The 22,842-nt window shown below is 77.8% G+C and carries 1 protein-coding gene (running past one end of the window); it reads left to right on the plus strand.

Annotated features, from left to right (window positions below; translation table 11 throughout):
- Positions 1 to 22,842, plus strand: partial view of a type I polyketide synthase gene (locus Ae331Ps2_RS21140; protein WP_075329779.1) — the 5' portion only. It continues 5,328 nt past the right edge of the window; 22,842 of the gene's 28,170 nt are visible here — the first part of the coding sequence; the start codon lies at positions 1 to 3; its stop codon lies beyond the right edge, outside the window.

Genomic DNA, 22,842 nt, shown 5'->3' on the forward strand with positions numbered 1-22,842 from the left:
ATGGACAACGAACAGAAGCTCCGGGACTACCTGAAGCGGGCGAGCGCGGATCTGCGACGCACCCGCAAGCGGCTGCAGGACGTCGAGGCGGCCGCGCACGAGCCGATCGCGGTCGTCGGCATCGGCTGCCGCTACCCCGGCGGGGTGGACGGTCCCGAGGCGCTGTGGCGGATGCTGTCCGACGGCGGGCACGGGATCGGCCCGTTCCCCGACGACCGCGGCTGGGACCTGGCCGCCCTGGGGGCCGACCCGGACGCGAACGTGGGCGGCTTCCTCTACGACGCCCCCGACTTCGACGCCGACTTCTTCGGCATCTCCCCGCGCGAGGCCGTCGCCACGGACCCGCAGCAGCGGCTGCTGCTGGAGGTGACCTGGGAGGCGCTGGAGCGGGCCGGGATCGACCCCGGCACCCTGCGCGGGAGCGACACGGGTGTCTTCGCCGGCGCGATGGGCCAGCAGTACCCGATCGGTCCGGAGGAGGCCGAAGGCTTCCAGCTGACCGGGACGGCGAGCAGTGTGCTGTCCGGCCGGGTCTCCTACGTCCTCGGCCTGGTCGGGCCGACCGTCACGGTGGACACCGCCTGCTCGTCGTCGCTGGTCACGCTGCACCTCGCGGCGCAGGCACTGCGGGCGGGGGAGTGCTCGTTGGCCCTGGCGGGCGGGGTCACCGTGATGTCGGGGCCGGTCACCTTCGCCGAGATGGGGCGCCAGGGCGGGCTCGCCGCGGACGGTTTCTGCCGCGCCTTCGACGACGACGCGAACGGCACCGGCTGGTCCGAGGGCGTCGGGGTGCTGGTCCTGGAACGCCTCTCCGACGCCCAGCGGCACGGCCACGACGTGCTCGCGGTGCTGCGCGGCTCGGCGGTGAACTCCGACGGGGCCTCGAACGGGCTGACCGCGCCGAACGGACCGTCCCAGCAGCGGGTGCTGACGCAGGCGCTGGCGCAGTCGCGGCTGGGCGTCGACGACGTCGACGTCGACGTCGTCGACGCCCACGGCACCGGCACCGCGCTCGGCGACCCGATCGAGGCCCAGGCGCTGCTCGCGACCTACGGCCGCGGCCGCGAACAGCCGCTGCTGCTCGGCTCGGTCAAGTCCAACCTCGGGCACACCCAGGCCGCCGCGGGCGTCGCCGGTGTCATCAAGATGGTGCTGGCCCTGCAGCACGGCGTCGTCCACGCGACGCTGCACGTGCGGACGCCGTCGACGAAGGTGGACTGGTCGAGCGGCGCCGTCGAGCTGGTCCGCGAGCAGGTCGCCTGGCCGGACCGGGGACGACCGCGGCGGGCCGGGGTGTCGTCGTTCGGGCTCTCCGGCACCAACGCCCACGTGATCGTGGAGCAGGCACCGGACCCGGCCCCCGCCACCGACACCGACCCCGCGGGCGACGACGGTGGGACCCCCGCCCCGGAGACACCTGCCCCGGTCGTGGCCGACACCGCCGCCGCGGTGCCGGTGCTGCTGTCCGGGCGCGGCGCCGAGGCGCTGCGGGCCCAGGCGCAGCGGCTGCTCGACACGCTCGACGGGGACGCGCCCGCCCCGCTGCTCGACCTGGGTTTCTCCGCCGCCACCACCCGCGCCGCGCTCGACCACCGGGCCGCGGTCGTCGCCGAGGATCCCGACCGGCTGCGCGCCGGGCTGCGGGCGATCGCGACGGGCGAGCCGCACCCCGCGGTGCTGCTCGGCACCGCCGGGCCGCGCACCCGCACCGCGTTCGTGTTCACCGGCCAGGGCGCCCAGCGGATCGGCGCCGGGCGCCGCCTCGCCGCCCGCTTCCCGGTCTTCGCCGAGGCGCTCTCCGAGGTCGTCGCCGAGCTCGACCGGCACCTGGACCGCCCGCTGACCGAGGTGCTGTGGGGCGAGGACCCCGACGCGCTCGACGCCACCGGCTACGCCCAGCCCGCGCTGTTCGCGGTCGAGGTCGCGCTGTACCGGTTGGTCCGGTCCTGGGGGGTCGTCCCCGACGCCGTCGCCGGCCACTCGGTCGGCGAGATCGCCGCCGCGCACGTCGCCGGTGTCCTCGACCTGCCCGACGCCGCCGCGCTGGTCACGGCGCGCGGCAGGCTCATGGCGGGCATGCCCGCCGGCGGGGCGATGGTCGCCGTCGACGCGGGCGAGGAGGAGGTCACCGGCCTGCTCGGCGAGCAGGTGGCGCTGGCCGCGGTCAACGGCACCCGGTCGGTCGTGCTGTCCGGCGACGCCGACGCCGTCGCCGAGGCCGCCGCGCGGCTCGCCGGCGACGGCCACCGCACGACCCGGCTGCGCGTCTCGCACGCCTTCCACTCCCACCACGCCGACCCGGTGCTGGCCGAGTTCCGCGAGGTCGTCGCCGGGCTGACCGTCCGGGAGCCGCTCGTCCCCGTCGTGTCGTCGGTGACCGGCACCCAGGCCACCCTCGACGAGCTCGGCTCGCCGGAGCACTGGGTCCGCCAGGTCCGCGACACGGTGCGGTTCGCCGACACCGTCGGCTGGCTGATCGAGCACGGCACCGGCGTCGTCGTCGAGCTCGGCCCGGACGCCGCGCTCACCCCCATGGTCCGTGACCGCGCCGCCGACAGCGGTGCGGCCGTCACCGCGCTGCCGGTGCTCCGCGCCGGGCACGACGAGACCGTCACCGCCGCGGCGGCCGCCGCCGGGCTGCACCTGCGCGGCGTCGGCGTCGACTGGGCCGCCTGGTTCGCCGGCACCGGTGCGCGCCGCACCACGCTGCCGACCTACGCCTTCCGGCGCCGGCGCTACTGGCCGCGCCGTCCGTCCGGCGCGGGTGACCTGCGCGCCGCCGGGCAGGGCGCCAGCGGACACCCGCTGCTGTCCGCCGTCGTGTCGCTCGCCGGCGCCGGCGGGACCCTGCTCACCGGGCGGCTGTCGGTCGACAGCCACCCGTGGCTCGCCGACCACGTCGTGCACGGCACCGTCCTGCTGCCGGGCACCGCGTTCCTGGAGCTCGCCGTCCGGGCCGCCGACGAGGCGGGGTGCGACCGCGTCGAGGAGCTCACCCTCTCCACCCCGCTGGTGCTGCCCGAGCGTGGTGCCGTCCAGGTGCAGATGTGGGTCGGTGACGCCGACCCGGACGGGGTCCGCGAGGTGCGGATCCACTCGCGCCCGGCCGACGACGACGAGCACCCGTGGATCACCCACGCCACCGGTCTGCTCGCGACCGGTGCCTCCGGGCCCGGTGCGCGACCCGACCGGAGCGTGGCGGACGGGGACGTCGTCGACGGCGCCGAGCTCTACGAACGCCTGGCCGGGCACGGCTTCGGCTACGGCCCGGTCTTCCGCGGACTGCGCACGGCGACGCCGGTCGACCCCGCGGCGGGCGCCGGATCCGGCGTCGACGTCGCGGTGGAGCTGCCGGCCGGTACCGAGCACGACGGGTTCGGCATCCACCCTGCGCTGCTCGACGCCGTGCTGCACGCCACCGCGCTGCTCGGCGAGGCCGGACCCGGGGAGCACACCGGTGGTCTGCCGTTCTCCTGGCAGGGCGTCAGCCTGCACGCCTCCGGCGCCACCGCGGTCCGGGCCCGGCTCACGCCCGTCGCGGGCGGGGTCGCCATCGACGTCCGCGACCCCGACGGCGAGCCGGTCGCGACCGTCGAGTCCCTGGCGCTGCGCCCGCTCGCCGACGCCGCCGTGCCCGAGCCCGGTGCCCGCCCCCGCGCGCTGTACGGCATCGGCAGCACGGTCGTCACCCCGGCCGCGGGCACCCCGGTCCCCGAGACCGCGCTGCTCGGCCCGGCCACCGCTGTCGCGGAGCTCGGACTGGACCCGAGGACCCCGGTCGTCGCGACCGCCGCCGAGGCCGCCGGGGTGCCGGTCGTCGTCGCCCCGGTGGCCACCGGGGACGTCCACGACCCGGTCACCGGGGCGCACGCCGCCACCGCCGCGGTGCTGGCACTGCTGCAGGACTGGCTGGCCTGCGACGCGGTCACCGACACCCGGCTCGTCGTCGTCCCGGACGGCGACGGGCCCGCCGCCGACGCGGTGCGCGGCCTCGTCCGCTCGGCCCAGGCCGAGCACCCCGGCCGGTTCGCCCTGCTCGACCCCGGCCCCGCCGACGGGCGCGCCGACCTGGTGCCCGCCGCGCTCGCCGTCGACGAGCCGGAGATCGTCTGCCGCGACGGCGAGGTGCACGCCCGCAGGCTCGTCCGGCTGCCCGCCCCGGCCGAGGACCACACCCCCGGCTGGGGTCCGGCCGACACCGTCCTGGTCACCGGCGGCACGGGCGGGCTCGGCGCGCTCGTCGCCCGGCACCTGGTCACCGAGCACGGCGTCGGTGGCCTCGTGCTCGCCGGGCGCCGCGGCCCGGACGCCCCCGGCGCGGCGGAGCTCACCGCCGAGCTGACCGGCCTCGGCGCGGACGTGGCCGTCGTGGCCTGCGACGTGACCGACCGCGACGCCGTCGCCGCGCTGCTCGACGCGCACCCGGTCACCGCGGTCGTGCACGCCGCGGGTGTCCTCGACGACGGCGTCGTCGACGGACTGACCGCCGGGCGCGTCAGCGGGGTGCTCGCCCCGAAGGCCGACGCCGCCTGGCACCTGCACGAGCTCACCGCCGACCGGGAGCTCACCGCGTTCGTGCTGTTCTCCTCGGCCGCCGGTGTCCTCGGCACCCCCGGCCAGGCCAGCTACGCGGCGGCGAACGCCTTCCTCGACGGACTCGCCGCGCACCGGCGCGCCGCCGGGCTCGTCGCGACATCGCTGGCGTGGGGCGCCTGGGACGGCCCCGGCATGCTCGCCGGAGCCGAGCCCGAGCGGCTGCGCCGGGCCGGGATGCCGGCCGTCGCCGTCGAGGAGGGGCTGGCCCTGCTCGACGCCGCCGTCCCCGGGCCGGCCCCGCTGGTCCTGCCGCTCCCGCTCGACCTGTCGGTGCTGCGCGGGCTGCCCGAGGTCCCGCCGCTCCTGCGCGGCCTCGTCCGCGGTGCCCGCCGCTCCGCCGCGGGCACCGAACGTTCCCGCTCGCTGGCCCGCCGGCTCGCGGCCCTGTCCGGCGACGAGCGTGCCGCCGCGGTGCTGGAGCTGGTCCGCGGCCGGGTGGCCGCGGTGCTCGGGCACACCGGCGGCGACGAGATCGACCCCGACCGCCCGTTCTCCGAGCTCGGGTTCGACTCGCTGACCGCGGTCGACCTGCGCAACTCCCTGGGTGCCGCGACCGGACTGCGGCTGCCCGCCACCCTGGTCTTCGACCACCCCACACCGCGGGTGCTGGCCGGACACGTCACCACCGAGCTCGCCGGCGCCGCCGTCACCGCGGACACCTCGACGCCGGCGACCACCGCGGCCCGGACCGCGGACGACCCGATCGTCGTCGTCGGCATGGGCTGCCGGTACCCGGGCGGCGTCGGCGGCCCGGACGAGCTGTGGCGGCTGGTCGACGAGGGCCGCGACGCGGTGTCCGGACTGCCGGTCGACCGCGGCTGGGACCTCGACGCGCTCTACCACCCCGACCCCGACCACCCCGGCACGTCCTACACCCGTTCCGGCGGGTTCCTGCACGACGCCGGCGAGTTCGACGCCGCGTTCTTCGGCATGAGCCCGCGCGAGGCGCTCGCCACCGACGCCCAGCAGCGGCTGCTCCTCGAGGCCTCCTGGGAGGCCGTCGAGCACGCCGGCATCGACCCCGGCACCCTGCGCGGCACCCGGACCGGGGTGTTCGCCGGGGTCATGTACAGCGACTACGGCGCGGGCACGGCCCCGTCCGAGGGGATGCAGGGCAGCGGCACCTCGCCGAGCATCGTCTCCGGTCGCGTCGCCTACACCCTCGGGCTGGAGGGCCCGGCCGTCACCCTCGACACCGCCTGCTCGTCGTCGCTGGTCGCGATGCACTGGGCGATGCAGGCACTGCGGGCGGGGGAGTGCTCGCTCGCACTGGCCGGCGGCGTCACCGTCATGTCCACCCCCGTCGCGCTGATCGAGTTCTCCCGGCAGCGCGGGCTCGCACCGGACGGACGGTCCAAGGCGTTCTCCGACGCCGCCGACGGCGTCAGCTGGGCGGAGGGGGTCGGCGTCGTCGTCCTGGAGCGGTTGTCCGACGCCCGCCGCAACGGGCACGAGGTGCTCGCCGTGGTCCGGGGCAGCGCGGTCAACTCCGACGGCGCCTCCAACGGCCTGATGGCGCCGAACGGCCCGGCGCAGCAGCGCGTCATCCGGCAGGCCCTGCGTTCGGCCGGGCTGACCACCGCCGACGTCGACGTGGTCGAGGCCCACGGCACCGGCACGGTGCTCGGTGACCCGATCGAGGCCCAGGCGCTGCTGGCCACCTACGGGCAGGACCGGGACACCCCGCTGCTGCTCGGCTCGGTGAAGTCGAACCTGGGGCACACGCAGGCCGCGGCCGGTGTCGCCGGGGTGATCAAGATGGTGCAGGCGATGCGGCACGGCCGGGTGCCGCGCACCCTGCACGTCGGCACGCCGTCGCGGCACGTCGACTGGGAGTCCGGCGCCGTCGACCTGGTCACCGAGCCCACGGACTGGCCGGAGGCCGGCCGCCTCCGCCGGGCCGCGGTGTCCTCCTTCGGGATCAGCGGCACCAACGCCCACATCGTGCTGGAGCAGGCGCCGCCGACCCCCGCCGCGGCGCCCACCGTGATCGACCCCGGCACCGGCGCCGTGGCGCTGCACGTGTCCGGGCGCACCGAGGGCGCCGTCCGCGACCAGGCCGCACGGCTGCGCGCCCGGCTGGAGCAGCAGCCCGGCGCCGACCTCGCCGACGTCGCGTTCTCGCTGGCCACCACCCGGTCGGCGTTCGAGCACCGGGCCGCGGTCGTCGCCGACGACCGGGACGGGGTGCTGCGCGGGCTCGCAGCACTCGCCTCGGGCGAGCCGGATCCCGGCGTCCTCACCGGACGGGCCGCGGCCGCGGGACCGGTCGCCGTGCTGTTCGGCGGACAGGGCAGCCAACGCGCCGGCGCCGGGGCGCGGCTGCGCGAGCGGTTCCCCGCGTTCGCCACCGCCCTCGACGAGGTCGTCGCCGCACTCGACCCGCACCTGGACCGCCCGCTGTACGAGGTGCTGCACGCCGCCGAGGGCAGCGCCGAGGCCGAGCTGCTCGGACGGACCCGCTACGCCCAGCCCGCGCTGTTCGCCGTCGAGGTCGCCCTCTACCGCCTGCTCACCTCCTGGGGCGTGCGCCCGGCGCGGGTCGGCGGGCACTCGGTCGGCGAGATCGCCGCCGCGCACGTCGCCGGGGTCCTCGACCTCGCCGACGCCGCCGCACTCGTCGCCGCCCGCGGCCGCCTGATGGACGCCCTGCCCGACGGCGGGGCCATGATCGCCGTCGAGACCACGGAGGAGCAGGCACGCGCCGCGCTCACCGACGGCGTCGCGGTCGCGGCGGTCAACGGGCCGACCTCGGTCGTGCTCTCCGGTGCCGCCGACGCCACCGAGCGGGTCGCCGCCACGTTCGCCGCGCAGGGCCGCCGCACCACCCGGCTCGACGTCAGCCACGCCTTCCACTCGCCCCTGATGGAGCCCGTCCTCGACGGGTTCCGCCGGGTCGTCGAGGGTCTGACGTTCGCCGAGCCCGCACTGGAGATGGTCTCCACCGTCACCGGGGCACCGGCCGTGGCGGGCGACCTGGCCTCGCCGGACTACTGGGTCGCCCACGTCCGCTCCACCGTGCGGTTCGCCGATGCGGTCGCGGCGTTGCGCGACGCCGGCACCGGCGCCGTCGTCGAGGTGGGACCGGACACCGTGCTCGCCCCCGCCGTCCGGGCGGTGCTCGGCGACACGGCCACCGTCACCGGGGTCCTGCGCGCCGGCCGCGAGGAGGACCTCTGCGCGCTGGCCGCGCTGGCCCGGCTGCACGTCGACGGCGTCGCCACCGAGCCGGCCGCGCCGTACCCGGGAGCCCGACGGGTCGCACTGCCCACCTACGCCTTCCAGCACACCCACTTCTGGCCGGTCGCCGACCTCGGCCCGGCCCGGGGCACCACTGCGGGCGGGGCGGCGGACGGGGCACTGTGGGACGCCGTCGACCGCGGCGACGCCGAGGACCTCGGCGCCCTGCTGCGGCTGCCCGCCGGCGACCGCGCCGCGCTCGACGCGGTGCTCCCCGCCCTGTCGTCGTGGCGCTCGGGCAGCCGTCGGCGCACACAGCTCGACGGCTGGCGCTACCGGGTCACCTGGAGCCCGGTGCGGGTCACCGACAGCCCGGTGCTCGACGGCGACTGGCTGCTGCTCGCCCCGGCCGCCGGCGCGCCGGCCCCCGGCGTGCTCGACCCGGCCGCCCTGCGCGACGCGATGAGCGTGCACGGCGCCCGGGTCCACCTCGTCGAGGTCGACGCCTCCTGCACCGACCACGCCGTGCTCGCCGAGCGGGTCGGCGCCGCACCGTCGGGCCGCTGGAGCGGCGCGGTGTCGCTGCTCGCCGCCGACGGGTCGGCGCACCCGCTGCTCTCGGGCGGGCTCGCACTCACCGTCGCCGCCGTCCGCGCGGTCGACGCACCGCTGTGGGCGATCACCCGCGGGGCCGTGGGCACCGGCGGCGGGGACCTGGCCCGCTCGCCGCACCAGGCGGCCGTCGCCGGGTTCGGCCGGGCCGTCGCCCTGGAACTGCCGCACCGCTGGGGCGGCACCGTCGACCTGCCCGCAGGCGGCGACCCGACCGAGGTGCCCGCGGGAGTGCTGTCGGCACTGTCCGGGCTGGGGGAGGACCAGCTCGCCGTCCGCGACACCGGTCTGCTCGCCCGTCGGCTGGCGCGGCGCCCCGGACGTCCGCTGCCCGAGCAGTACCGGGTGCACGGCACCGTCCTGGTCACCGGTGGCACCGGAGGCCTGGGTGCCGCCATCGCCGGGCGGCTCGCCGACCTCGGTGCCGGGCGGCTGGTGCTCACCGGGCGCCGCGGTCCCGACGCCCCCGGCGCCGAGGAGCTGCGCGCCGACCTGGAGGCCCGCGGGGCCGAGGTCCGCTTCGCCGCCTGCGACGCGGCCGACCGCAATGCGCTCGCCGCCGTCCTGGACTCCGCGGGCGACGACGAGCTGCCGCTCACCGGGGTCGTGCACGCCGCCGGTCTCGGCCAGCGCACGGCACTGGCCGAGACCTCCGACGACGAGCTCGCCGCCGTCCTGGCCGCCAAGGCCACCGGCGCCGAGCTGCTCGACGAGCTGCTCGATGACCGCGACCTCGACCTGTTCCTGCTGGTCGGCTCGATCGCCGGAGTGTGGGGCAGCGGCGGGCAGACGGCCTACGCGGCCGCCAACGCACACCTCGACGCCCTCGCGGAGTCCCGCCGGGCCCGCGGCCTGACCGCCACCTCGGTGGCGTGGGGACCGTGGGCCGAGGTGGGGATGGCCGCCGAGCACACCGCCGACGACCTCACCCGTCGCGGGCTGGCCCTGCTCGCGCCGGACGCGGCCCTCGACGAGCTCGTCCGGGCGCTGGCCGACGGGGACACCACCGTCACGGTCGCCGACGTCGACTGGGCCCGCTACCTGCCCGTGTTCACCTCGGTGCGCCCCAGCCCGCTGCTCGCCGACCTCGCAGAGCGGACGGCACCGGTGACCGCGGCCGCCCCGGCCGGTGCCGGTGCCGGCGAGCTGCGCGGCCTGGCCCCCGCCGAGCGCCGCCGCAGGATCGTCACGCTGGTCCGCGCCGCCGCCGCGGCGGTGCTCGGACACGACTCCCCGGAGGGCATCGACCTCGACCTGCCGTTCCGCGACCTCGGTGTCGACTCGCTGACCGCGGTCGAGCTGCGCCGCGCGGTGGGCGACGCCACCGGCCTCGAGCTGCCCGCCACCCTGGTCTTCGACCACCCCACCCCGGCCGTGCTCGCCGCGTTCCTGGACGGGGAGCTCGGCGGGGTGACCGACCCCGCGGTCGACGGCCCCCCGCACACCCCCGTCCACGCCGCGGGCCCGGCCGACGAGCCGATCGCGATCGTCGGGATGAGCTGCCGGTTCCCCGGCGGCGCCGGCACCCCCGAGGAGTTCTGGGCCCTGCTCGACGACGGCGTCGACGCCATCACCGAGTTCCCGGCCGACCGCGGGTGGGACGTGGCCGCCCTGCTCGACGCCGACCCGGACGCCCCCGGCGCGACCTACTCGCTGGCCGGGGGGTTCCTGCCGGAGGCGGGCGACTTCGATCCCGGATTCTTCGGGATCAGCCCGCGCGAGGCGCTCGGGATGGACCCGCAGCAGCGGCTGCTGCTGCAGACGACCTGGGAGTCGATCGAGCGGGCCGGGATCGACCCGGCCGGGTTGCGCGGCACCCGTACCGGCGCCTTCGTCGGTGCCAGCTACGCCGAGTACGGCGGCAGCGAGGAGGGCTCGGAGGGCTACCAGGTCACCGGCACCCTGCCCAGCGTGCTGTCCGGGCGGCTGTCCTACGTGCTCGGGCTGGAGGGCCCGGCGGTCACGGTGGACACGGCCTGCTCGTCGTCGCTGGTCGCGCTGCACCTGGCCGTGGCATCACTGCGGTCGGGCGAGTCCGACCTCGCGGTCGCCGCCGGTGTCACGGTCATGCCGAACCCGAAGCCGCTGATCGCGTTCAGCAGGCAGCGCGCGCTGGCCCGCGACGGCCGGTGCAAGGCGTTCTCCGACGACGCCGACGGCATGACCGTGTCCGAGGGCGTCGGCGTCGTGCTGGTCGAACGGCTCTCCGACGCACGCCGCCACGGCCACGAGGTGCTCGCGGTCGTCCGTGGCTCCGCGGTCAACCAGGACGGTGCCTCCAACGGGCTCACCGCCCCGAACGGGCCGTCGCAGCAGCGGGTCATCCGGGCCGCGCTGGCCGCGGCCGGGCTCGCCGCCGACGAGATCGACGCGGTCGACGCTCACGGCACCAGCACCGCGCTCGGCGACCCGGTGGAGGCCCAGGCGCTGCTCGCCACCTACGGCCGCGACCGCGACGCGGAGCGGCCGCTGTGGCTGGGCTCGGTGAAGTCCAACATCGGGCACACCCAGTCCGCGGCGGGCGTCGCGAGCGTGCTGAAGATGGTGCTCGCGCTGCGGGCCGGCCTGCTGCCGCGGACCCTGCACGCCGGCACGCCCTCGTCGCACATCGACTGGGACGCCGGTGCCGTGGAGCTGCTCACCACGGCGCGTCCCTGGCCGCGCGGCGAGCGCCCCCGCCGCTGCGCGGTCTCGGCGTTCGGCATCAGCGGCACCAACGCGCACCTGGTCCTGGAGGAGGCGCCCGAGGAGCCGGCCACCGGGCCCACCGCGACCGTGCCCACCGCGACCGGACCCATGGCGACCGAGCCCCCGGCCGCCGACGGCCCCGTCGTCGCCTGGCCCCTCTCGGCGCGGACCGCGGAGGCGCTCGCCGACCAGACGGCGCGGCTGCGTGCCCACCTCGAGGCCGTCCCCGCGGCCGCAGCGGACGTCGCGTTCTCGCTGGCCACCACACGAACGGCCTTCGAGCACCGCGCCGTGGTGGTCGGTCGCGACACCGCCGCGATGACCGCGGCCCTGGCGGACCCGGCGGCCGCGGACGTCGTGACCGGGGTCGCGGACCTGGCGGGTCCGGTCGCGTTCGTCTTCCCCGGCCAGGGTGCGCAGTGGGCCGGCATGGGGGCCCGGCTGGCCGAACAGTCCCCGGTCTTCGCCGAGCGCCTCGCCGAGTGCGCGGCCGCGCTGGCCCCGCACGTCGACTGGTCGCTGCTCGACGTGCTCCGCGAGGTCGACGGCGCCCCGACCCTGGACCGGGTCGACGTCGTGCAGCCCGCGTCCTGGGCGGTGATGGTCTCGCTGGCGGCCCTCTGGCGCTCCCTCGGCGTCGAGCCGGACGCGGTCGTCGGACACTCCCAGGGCGAGATCGCCGCGGCGTGCGTGGCCGGGGCGCTGAGCCTGGCCGACGGCGCCGCGGTCGTCGCCCGGCGCAGCCTCGCGATCGCGCGGCGGCTGTCCGGCCGCGGCGGCATCGCCTCGATCGCGCTGCCCGCCGAGCAGGTCGCGGCCCGGATCGAGCCGTGGGGTGAGCGGCTCTCGCTGGCCGCGGTGAATGGGCCCGGCGCGGTCGCGGTGTCCGGTGACTCCGCCGCCCTCGACGAGCTCCTCGAGGCCCTCGCGTCCGACGGCGTCCGGGTCCGCCGGATCGCCGTGGACTACGCCTCGCACTCGGCGCACGTCGAGGACATCCGGTCCGAGCTCGCCGACGAGCTGGCCGGGATCACACCGCTCGCACCGCAGGTGCCCTTCCTGTCCACCGTCACCGGCGAGTGGGTCACCGGCGCCGAGCTCGACTCCGGCTACTGGTACCGCAACCTGCGCGGCACGGTCCGGCTGGAGGAGGCCGTCCGGACCCTGCTCACCGCGGGCCACCGGGCCCTGGTGGAGGTCGGTGCGCATCCCGTCCTCGTCGCCGGGCTGGAGGACACCGTCGCCGCCGCGGGCGCGCGTGCCGTGGTCACCGGCACGCTCCGCCGCGACGACGGCGGCCTGGACCGGCTCTACACCTCCGCCGCGGCGCTCGCCGTGCGCGGCGTGCCGGTCGACTGGGGTCGCTGTGCCGCCACGGGCCGCCGCATCGGGCTGCCCACCTACCCGTTCCAGAACGTGCGGTACTGGAGCGACCCGGTGCTCCCGTCCCGCCCGGGCGGGGAGGACGGGGCACCCGACGACACGTTCTGGGACGCCGTCGAGGCCGCCGACCTGCCGGCTCTCACCGCCGACCTCGGCGTCGACGAGGCCGTGCTCGCACCGGTCCTGCCCGCTCTGGGGGAGTGGCGGCGCAGGCGCCGGGACCGTTCCACCACCGACTCCTGGCGCTACCGCACCACCTGGACCCCGCTCGGGCGGCTCCCGCTCGCGGCGCTGCACGGCACCTGGGTGCTGGTCGAACCGGACCCGGTGTCGGAGCACGCCGACCCCGCGCACGCCGACGCCGTCGCCGACGCGCTGCGCGGGCACGGCGCCACGGTGCACCGCATCGCCCTCGACGCGGCCTGCGCCGACCGGGGGGTGCTCGCCGGCCGGCTGGCCGGCCTGTCCGCCCAGGACCCCATCCGGGACGACTCCGCGACCGACGCGACCGAAGCCACCGACGGCACCGGCGTCCGGGGTGTGGTGTCGCTGCTCGGCGACGTCGACGCCCCCACCCCCGGCCACCCCGCGCTGCCGCTCGGCGCGGCCTGGACCCTCGCGCTCGTCCAGGCGCTGATCGACCCCGACCGGGACGGCGGCCCGCTCACGGCCCCGGTCTGGTCCCTCACCCGGGGCGCGGTCGGCACCGGCCCGGCCGACCCGCCCTCGCACCCGGTCCGGGCGATCGCGACCGGGATCGGCTGGACCGCGGCCCTGGAGCACCCGCGCAGCTGGGGCGGCACGGTCGACCTGCCGCCGGAGCTCGACCGCCGCGCCGCCCAGCGGCTGGTCTCGGTCCTGGCCGGGGGCACCGGCGAGGACCAGCTCGCGATCCGCGCGTCCGGGGCGCTGGCCCGCCGGATCGAGCGCGCCGCCGCCCGCGACGACCGGCCGCGCCCGTGGTCGTTCGACGGCACCACCGTGATCACCGGCGGCACCGGCACGCTCGGCCCGCACGTCGCCCGGTGGGCGGCACACCAGGGCGCCGAGCACCTGGTGCTGCTCAGCAGGCGCGGACCCGACGCCCCCGGTGCCGCCGAGCTCGCCGCGGACCTGACCGGGCTGGGCGCCGACGTCGAGATCCGGTCCTGCGACATCACCGACCTCGACGCGCTCTCCGCCGTCCTCGACGACCTGGCCGCGGCCGGGCGCACCGTGCGCACCGTGCTGCACACCGCCGCGGTCATCGAGCTCGGTAGCATCGCCGAGACCGATCCCGCACAGGTGGAGCGGGTGCTGCACGCCAAGGTCACCGGCGCGGTGAACCTGGACCGGCTGCTCGGCGACGACGTCGCCGAGCTGGTCCTGTTCTCCTCGATCTCCGGTGCCTGGGGCAGCGGCCACCACGCCGCCTACGTGGGGGCCAACGCCTACCTGTCCGCGCTCGCCCGCCACCGCCGGGCCCGCGGCCTCGCCGCGACGGCGCTGTCCTGGGGCATCTGGTCCGACGACCTCGGACTCGGCCGGATCGACCCCGAGCAGATCACCGGCAGCGGCCTGGTGTTCATGGACGCCCGCCTGTCGTTGGACGCGATGCAGCGGGCCGTCGAGACCGGCGAGGCCGATCTGACGCTGGCCGACATCGACTGGCGCCGCTACCACCCGGTCTTCACCGCGGCGCGGCCGACGACGCTGTTCGACGAGGTCCCCGAGGTCGCCGCGCTGGCCGCCGCCGACCCCGCCGCGGGCGGCGACGCCGGGCTGGCCCGCAGGCTGCGCGAGCTCACCCCCGCCGACCGCGACCGCGCCCTGCTGGACCTGGTCCGGACCACCGCCGCCGCCGTGCTCGGCCTCGGCGGACCGGACGAACTCGCCGAGGGCCGGGCGTTCCGCGACGTCGGGTTCGACTCGCTCACCGCCGTCGACCTGCGCAACCGGCTCGTCGCCGCCACCGGACTCACCCTGCCGACCACGATGGTGTTCGACCACCCGGACCCGGTCGCGCTGGCCCGCTTCCTCGACGGCGAGCTCGGCGGCGGCGCCGGGGCCGCCGGGCCCGTCGTGCCGCCCCCCGCGGCGCGTGCCGACCTGGCCGACGACCCGATCGTCGTCGTCGGGATGGGGTGCCGCTATCCGGGCGGGGTCACCTCGCCCGACGACCTCTGGCAGCTCATGGTGGACGGCGGCGACGCCATCGACACCTTCCCCGCCGACCGCGGCTGGGACGCCGCGGCCCTGTTCGACGACGACCCCGACGCCGCGGGAAGCACCTACTCGGTGCGGGGCGGGTTCCTCTCCGGGGTCGCCGACTTCGACGCCGCGTTCTTCGGGATCTCCCCGCGCGAGGCACTCGCGATGGACCCGCAGCAGCGCCTGGTCCTGGAGACCGTGTGGGAGACCGTCGAACGCGCCGGGATCGACCCGTCCAGCCTGCGCGGGCCCCGGGTCGGCACCTTCGTCGGGGCCAGCTACCAGGACTACGACAACGTCCGCGCCGGTGCCTCCGGCGGCGACCCGTCCGACGGCGCCGAGGGCCACCTCGTCACCGGCACGCTGTCGTCGATCCTGTCCGGGCGGGTGAGCTACCTGCTCGGCCTGGAGGGCCCGGCGGTCACCCTGGACACCGCCTGCTCCTCCTCGCTGGTGGCGCTGCACCTGGCCTGCCGCTCGCTGCGCGACGGCGAGTCCACGATGGCCCTCGCCGGCGGTGTCAGCGTGATGGCCACCCCCGGCGCGTTCGTCGGGTTCAGCAGGCAGCGCGCACTCGCCGCCGACGGCCGCTGCAAGGCCTACTCCGACGACGCCGACGGCATGACCCTCGCCGAGGGGGTCGGCATGCTGCTGCTGACCCGCCGTTCGGAGGCGGAACGCCACGGGCACCCGATCCTCGCGGTGGTCCGCGGCAGCGCGATCAACCAGGACGGTGCCTCCAACGGGCTCACCGCCCCCAGCGGTCCCGCGCAGCAGCGGGTGATCACCGCCGCGCTGGGCGAGGCGGGTCTGACCCCCGCCGACGTCGACGTCGTGGAGGGGCACGGCACCGGAACGGCGCTCGGCGACCCGATCGAGATGCGGGCCCTGCAGAGCACCTACGGCGAGCGCGCCGGGCGGGCCCCGCTGGTGCTCGGCTCGGTGAAGTCCAACATCGGCCACACCCAGATGGCCTCCGGCGTCGCCGGCGTGATCAAGATGGTGCTGGCGATGCAGCACGGCATCGTGCCGCCGACCCTGCACGCGGCCACTCCGACCACCCACGTCGACTGGTCGTCCGGGACGATCACGCTGCCGCAGCGGCCCCAGGAGTGGCCGGAGACCGCCGGCCCGCGCCGGGCCGCGGTCTCGTCGTTCGGGCTGTCCGGCACCAACGCGCACACCGTGCTGGAGCAGGGACCGGGCCTGCTCGCCGCCACCCCGCTCGACGGACCCGAGGCTGGCGCCCCCGAGACCGACAGCCCCGAGATCGACGGACCCGAGGCCGACGGGCGCGAGGTCCCGCTGGTGCTCTCGGCCCGCGACGCCGGTGCGCTGCGCGCCCAGGCCGCCGCGCTGCTGGAGCTGCTCGGCGACGAGCCGTCGGTCCGACCGGCCGACCTCGCCCACTCGGTCGCCACGACCCGCACGTCGTTCGAGCACCGGGCCGCGGTCGTCGCGGCCGACACCGGCGAGCTCACCCGCGCACTCGGCGCGCTGCGCGACGACCGGCCCGACCCCGCGCTGGTCCGCCCCGGGCCCGGTGGCCGCGGACGGACGGCGTTCCTGTTCAGTGGCCAGGGCAGCCAGCGGGCGGGTGCCGGCGCCGGGCTCTACCGGCACTTCCCGGTGTTCGCCGAGGCCCTCGACGAGGTGCTGGCACACCTGGACACGCTGCTCGACGCCCCGGTCCGTCCGCTGCTGCTCGACGAGACACCGGCCGCCGCCGAGCGGATCGACCGGACCGGCGCCGCCCAGCCCGCGCTGTTCGCCCTGCAGGTCGCCCTCTACCGGCTCGCCGTGTCCTGGGGGCTGCGCCCGGACGTGCTCGTCGGCCACTCGGTCGGCGAGATCGCCGCAGCGCACTGCGCCGGCGCGCTGACCCTGCCCGACGCCTGCCGCCTGGTCGCCGCCCGCGCCGGCCTGATGGAGGCACTGCCCGACGGCGGCGCGATGGTCGCCGTCGAGGCCACCGAGGAGGAGGTCGCCGAGCTGCTCACCGCCGGGGTCGGTGTCGCCGCCGTCAACGGGCCGCGGTCGCTGGTGCTCTCCGGTGAGGCCGACGAGGTCCGCGCGGTCGCCGAGGCACTGGCCGCGCGGGGGCGCCGCACCACCGCGCTGCGGGTCAGCCACGCCTTCCACTCGCCGCGGATGGACGGCATGCTCGAGGCGTTCCGCGCCGTCGCCGCCGGGATCCCGGCCGTCGCACCCGAGATCGCGGTCGTGTCCACCCTGACCGGCGCCCCGCTGACCGCCGCGGAGCCGCTCACCGCCGAGTACTGGGTGCGTCAGGTCCGCGAGCCGGTCCGGTTCGCCGCGGCGGTGACCCGGGCGCACGCCGACGGCGCCCGCAGCTTCGTCGAGCTCGGCCCGGACGGTGTGCTGTGCGCCGCCGCCCGCGCCTGCCCCGGCCCGGACGGCGACGACTCCGTCCTGGTCCCGCTGCTGCGCCGGGACCGCTCGGAGACCGCGAGCGTCGCCGTCGCGCTCGCCACCCTCGCCGTGCACGGCACCGCGACGGACCCCGCCGCGGTGTTCGACGGCACCGGTGCGCGCACGGTCGCCCTGCCGACCTACCCGTTCCGGCGCACCCGGTTCTGGCCGGAGGCCGCCCCCGCGACCGCCGACACCGGTGCCTCGGCCGACCCGGCCGACGCCGCGTTCTGGGACGCCGTCGAGCGCGGCGACACCGACGCCGTCGCCGCCGCCCTCGACCTCGAGCCCGCCGCGGTGGCCGACCTCGTCCCGGCGCTGGCCGCCCGCCGCCACGACATCCGCGAGCGCGCCGACGTCGACCGCTGCCGCTACACCGTCACCTGGAAGCCGGTCGGACCCGTGCCGGACGCGTCCCCGGCGGGCGGGGACTGGCTGGTGCTGCCGCACGACGACGGCACCTGGACCACCGCTGTGCTCGACGCGCTCGGCGCCCCCGCCACGGCGGTACCGGGCGGCCCCGGCATCCTGGCCGACCGCGCCGCACTCGCCGGGGCGGTCGCCGGGGTGGTCACCGGGGAGACGGACACACCACCCCGGGGTGTCCTCCTGCTGCTCGGCGACACCGACACCGACACCACCGCCGCCGACCTGACCGCCCGGGTGGCGGCAGCGGTCGGGGCGCTCGGTGACGCCGGCGTCGACGCGCCGCTGTGGTGCCTGACCCGCGGCGCCGTCGCGATCGGCCGCTCGGAGACGGTCGCCGCCCCGGTCGGGGCGGTCGTCTGGGGCGTCGGCCGGGTCGCCGCGATGGAGGTCCCGCAGCGGTGGGGCGGCCTCGTCGACCTCCCGGGGGGCACCGACACGGCGGCACTGCGCCGGCTGCCCGCCGTGCTCGCCGCCGCTGGTGACGAGGACCAGGTCGCCGTGCGCGCGTCCGGGGTGTACGCCCGCCGTCTGGTGCGCGACACCGACCGTGCCGCCCTCGGCTCGGCGGGCGGGCCCGTCGACCTGTCCGGCGGGACCGCGCTGGTCACCGGCGGTACCGGCGGCGTCGGAGGGCACGTGGCCCGCTGGCTCGCCGCCCGCGGGGCCGCGCACGTGCTGCTCCTCGGCCGTCGCGGCGCGGACGCGCCCGGGGCCGCCGAGCTGGTCGCCGCGCTCCGCGAGGCCGGTACCGGCGCCGACGCCGTCGCCTGCGACGTCACCGACCGCGAGGCGCTGGCCGCCGTCCTCGACGCCGTGCCCGCCGACCGCCCGCTGCGCGCCGTCGTGCACGCCGCCGGCGTCGTCGACGACGCCGTGCTCGACACCGTGACCACCGGCTCGGTCGACGCGGTCCTCGGGCCGAAGGTCACCGGGGCCCGCAACCTGCACGAGCTCACCGTCGACCGCGGCCTCGACCTGCGGGCCTTCGTGCTCTTCACCTCGACCGCCGGCGTCGTGGGTGCCCCGGGGCAGGGCGTCTACGCCGGTGCCAACGCCTACCTCGGCGCACTCGCCGAGCACCGTCGCGCCGCCGGTCTCCCCGCGACCGCACTCGCCTGGGGACCGTGGGCCGGCGCCGGCATGGCCGACCGCGGCGTGGTCGCCGACCGGGTGCGCCGCGGCGGCCTGGTCCCGCTGGCACCGGAACGCGCGGTCGCCGCGCTCGACCGGGCGCTCGACCGCGGCGACACCACGACCGTGCTGGCCGACATCGACTGGGACCGGTTCCTGCCGGCCTTCACCGCGCTGCGTCCGCTGCCGCTGCTCGCGGACCTGGCCGAGTCCCGGGCCCGCACGACGGGTGCCCCCGCACCGGACGTGCGGCCCCGGCCGGGGGACCGGGCCGCGCTCGCCGCCCTGGTCCGCGGTGAGGCCGCCGCGGTGCTCGGGCACGCCGACGCCGCCGCCGTGGACGACGACCGCGCGTTCCGCGACCTCGGGTTCGACTCGCTGACCACCCTGGAGCTGCGCAACCGGCTCGCCGCCGCGACCGGGCTCACCCTGCCCGCGTCGCTGGTGTTCGACTTCCCGACCCCGCGTGAGCTCACCGCGTTCCTGCTCGCCGAGCTGGGCGGGCCGGAGGCATCCGACGGCGCTGTCCCGGCCGGGCCCGTCACCGCCGCGGCCGACGACGACCCGATCGCCGTCGTCGGCCTCGGCTGCCGCTTCCCCGGCGGGGTCGCCTCGCCGGAGGACCTGTGGACGCTGCTGGAGAACGGCGGCGACGCCATCACCGGGTTCCCCACCGACCGCGGCTGGGACCTGGACGCGCTGGCCGGACACACCGCGACCACCCGCGCCGGGTTCCTGACCGGGGTCGCCGACTTCGACGCCGCGTTCTTCGGGATCTCCCCGCGCGAGGCGCTGGCGATGGACCCGCAGCAGCGCCTGGTGCTGGAGACCGCGTGGACCGCGCTGGAGCGGGCCGGCATCGACCCGTCCACGCTGCGCGGCACCGGCACCGGTGTGTTCGTCGGCACCAACGGCCAGGACTACGGGGAGGTGCTGCGCCGCGCCGGCGACGCCGAGGTGCTCGGCCACGCCGCGACCGGCACCACCGCGTCGGTGCTGTCCGGCCGGCTGGCCTACGTGCTCGGCACCGAGGGACCGGCCGTCACCGTCGACACCGCCTGCTCGTCGTCGCTGGTCGCGCTGCACTGGGCGACCCGGGCGCTGCGCTCCGGCGAGGTCGGGCTCGCACTCGCCGGCGGCGTCTCGGTCATGTCCACACCGGACGCCTTCGTGGAGTTCAGCGCGCAGGGCGGGCTGGCACCGGACGGGCGCTGCAAGGCCTTCGCCGACGGCGCCGACGGCACCGGCTGGTCCGAGGGGGCCGGGATGCTGGTGCTGGAGCGGCTCTCCGACGCCCGCCGCAACGGGCACACCGTGTGGGGGCTGGTCCGTGGCTCCGCGGTGAACTCCGACGGCGCCTCCAACGGGCTCACCGCCCCCAACGGGCCGTCGCAGCAGCGGGCCGTCGCCGCCGCGCTGGCCGACGCCGGGCTCGCCCCGGCCGAGGTCGACGCCGTCGAGGCGCACGGCACCGGCACCGTCCTCGGCGACCCGATCGAGGCCCGCGCGCTGGCCGGCACCTTCGCGGGGCGGCGCGACCACCCGCTGCTGATCGGCTCGGTGAAGTCGAACCTGGGCCACACCCAGGCCGCGGCCGGCATGGCCGGTGTGATCAAGATGGTGCTGGCGATGCGGCACGGCGTCCTCCCGCGGACCCTGCACGCCGCCACCCCGTCCCCGCACGTGGACTGGGCGGGCGGGCCGCTGGAGCTGGTGCAGGACACCACCGCGTGGCCGGAGACCGGTCGCCCGCGGCGGGCCGGGGTCTCGGCCTTCGGGCTGTCCGGCACCAACGCGCACGTCGTGCTGGAGGCGGGCCCCGACCCGGTGCCCGCCCCGGCTCCGTCGGCCGGTGCCGTGCCGTGGCCGGTGTCGGCCGCCGCCGCCGACGCCCTCGACGAGCAGCTCGCCGGGCTCCCTCCGGTACCCGCCGACGACGCCGGACGGGCCGCCGTCGCCCGCACCCTGGTGCACGGCCGCGCCACGCTCGCACACCGCGCGGTGCTGCTCGCCGGGACCGACGGGACCGTTGAAGAGCTCGCCCGCGGCGTCGCCCGCGGCAGCGGTGGCACCGCGTTCCTGTTCACCGGCCAGGGCAGCCAGCGGCCGGGCATGGGCGCCGCGCTGTACGACCGGTTCCCGGTCTTCGCCGCCGCGTTCGACGAGGTCTGCGCCCACCTCGACGTCCACCTCGACCGTCCGCTCGGCGACGTCGTCCGGTCCGGGGACGCCGCCACGCTGCAGCGCACCGGATGGGCGCAGCCCGCGCTGTTCGCGGTCGAGGTCGCCCTGCACCGGCTGCTCGGCTCGTTCGGGATCCACCCGGACCGGGTCGCCGGCCACTCGATCGGCGAGATCACCGCCGCGCACGTCGCCGGGGTGCTGACCCTCGATCACGCGGCCGCGCTGGTCGCGGCCCGCGCCCGCCTGATGGACGCCCTGCCCGAGCAGGGCGCCATGGTCGCCGTCGCCGCCTCGGAGGACGAGGTGGCCCCGCACCTGGACGACACCCCCGGCCGGGTCGTCGCGCTCGCCGCGGTCAACGGCCGGGACTCGGTGGTGCTGGCCGGGGACACCGACGCCGTCACCGCGGCCGCCGCCGGGTTCCGGCACCGTGTCCTGACCGTCTCGCACGCGTTCCACTCCCCGCTCATGGACCCGGTCCTCGACGAGTTCCGGGCCGTCGTGGCGGGCCTGGAGCTCGCGCCGCCGCTCATCCCGGTCGAGGCGGCGGGTGACGTCACCGACCCCGAGTACTGGGTGTCCCACGTCCGCGACACCGTCCGCTTCGCCGACGCGGTCACCGCGCTGCGCGCCGCGGGTACGACGACGTTCGTCGAGGTCGGCCCGGACGCCGCGCTCGCCGCGGTCGCCGACGACGTCACCGTCGTGCCGGTGCAGCGCCGCGACCGCGACGAGGAGCACACCCTCGCGGTCGCGCTGGCCCGGCTGCACACCGCGGGCACCGACGTCGACTGGAGCGGCTGGCCGCTGGGCGAGGGTCCCGGCGCCGACCTGCCGACCTACCCGTTCCGCCGGACGCGGTACTGGCCGGCGACGATCGCCGCCGGCGCGGCACCCGGTGCCGCGGACCCGGCCGAGACCGAGCTGTGGTCGGCCGTCGAACGGTCCGACCGGGACCGGGTGGCCGAGGAGCTGGGCCTCGACGGCGACACCGTCGACGCCGTCCTGCCCGCGCTGGGCTCGTGGCGACGCCGCCGCCGGACCCGTGACGCCGCCGCCGCGACCCGCTACCGGGTCGAGTGGCCGGTCGTGGACGTCCCGACGGCACCCACCGGGCCGGAGACGGTGCCCGCCGGTGCCGACCCCGACACCCTCGCCGCCGCCCGACGGGTCCTCCTCGACCTCGGCGCGGCGGACGCCCCGGACCCCGCCGCGCTGCTCGCCGCGCTGGACGAGGCCGGCTCCCGGGCCGCGCTCTGGGTGCTGACCCGCGGCGCCGTCGCCCTGGACGGCGAGCAGGGCGACCCCGACCAGGCCGACCGCTGGGCCCGGACGGCGGTCGCGGCCCGGGAGCACCCGGAACGCACCGTGGTGCGGGTCGACCTCCCCGCCGGGACCGCCGGGAGTGCCGAAAGCGCCGGGAGTGCCGGGAGCGCTGACCCGGCCACCACGGTGGACCTGCCGCGCACGGCGGGCCCCGGCGAGCTCGCGGTCCGCGACGGCCGGGTGCACGCCCGGCGCCTGGTCCGCGTCCCGGGCGGTGCGCCCGGCGGGTCCACCGGGTGGGTCACCGGCGCGACCGTCCTCGCCGACGGGACCGACCCCCGGGTGCTGACGGCGCTGGCCGCCGCCGGTGCGCGGGCACTGCTGCTCACCGACGCGCCCGACACCGGGTTCGACCCCGCCGGGACCGAGGTGGCCGTCCTCGGCCACGGCGACGGTGTGCCCGCGGAGGTCACCGCCGTCGTGCACGGCGGGGGACCGGACGCCCGCTGGACCCCCGCCGAGCTCGACGCGCTCGTCGCGGACCACGAGCTGACCGCGTTCGTGATGCTGGGCTCGGTCGCCGGCACCTGGCACGTCCGCGGCCGGGCCGACGAGGCCGCCGCCGGGGCCCGCGCCGCCGGGCTGGCCCGCGCCCGCCGGGCGCGCGACCTGCCCGCCACCGCCGTCGCGTTCGGGCCGTGGACGGGCTCGTCGACGGCCGACGTGGCCGCGCACCTGCGGCTGCACGGG

It is taken from the genome of Pseudonocardia sp. Ae331_Ps2 (genome assembly GCF_001932405.1).
Lineage (GTDB): Bacteria > Actinomycetota > Actinomycetes > Mycobacteriales > Pseudonocardiaceae > Pseudonocardia.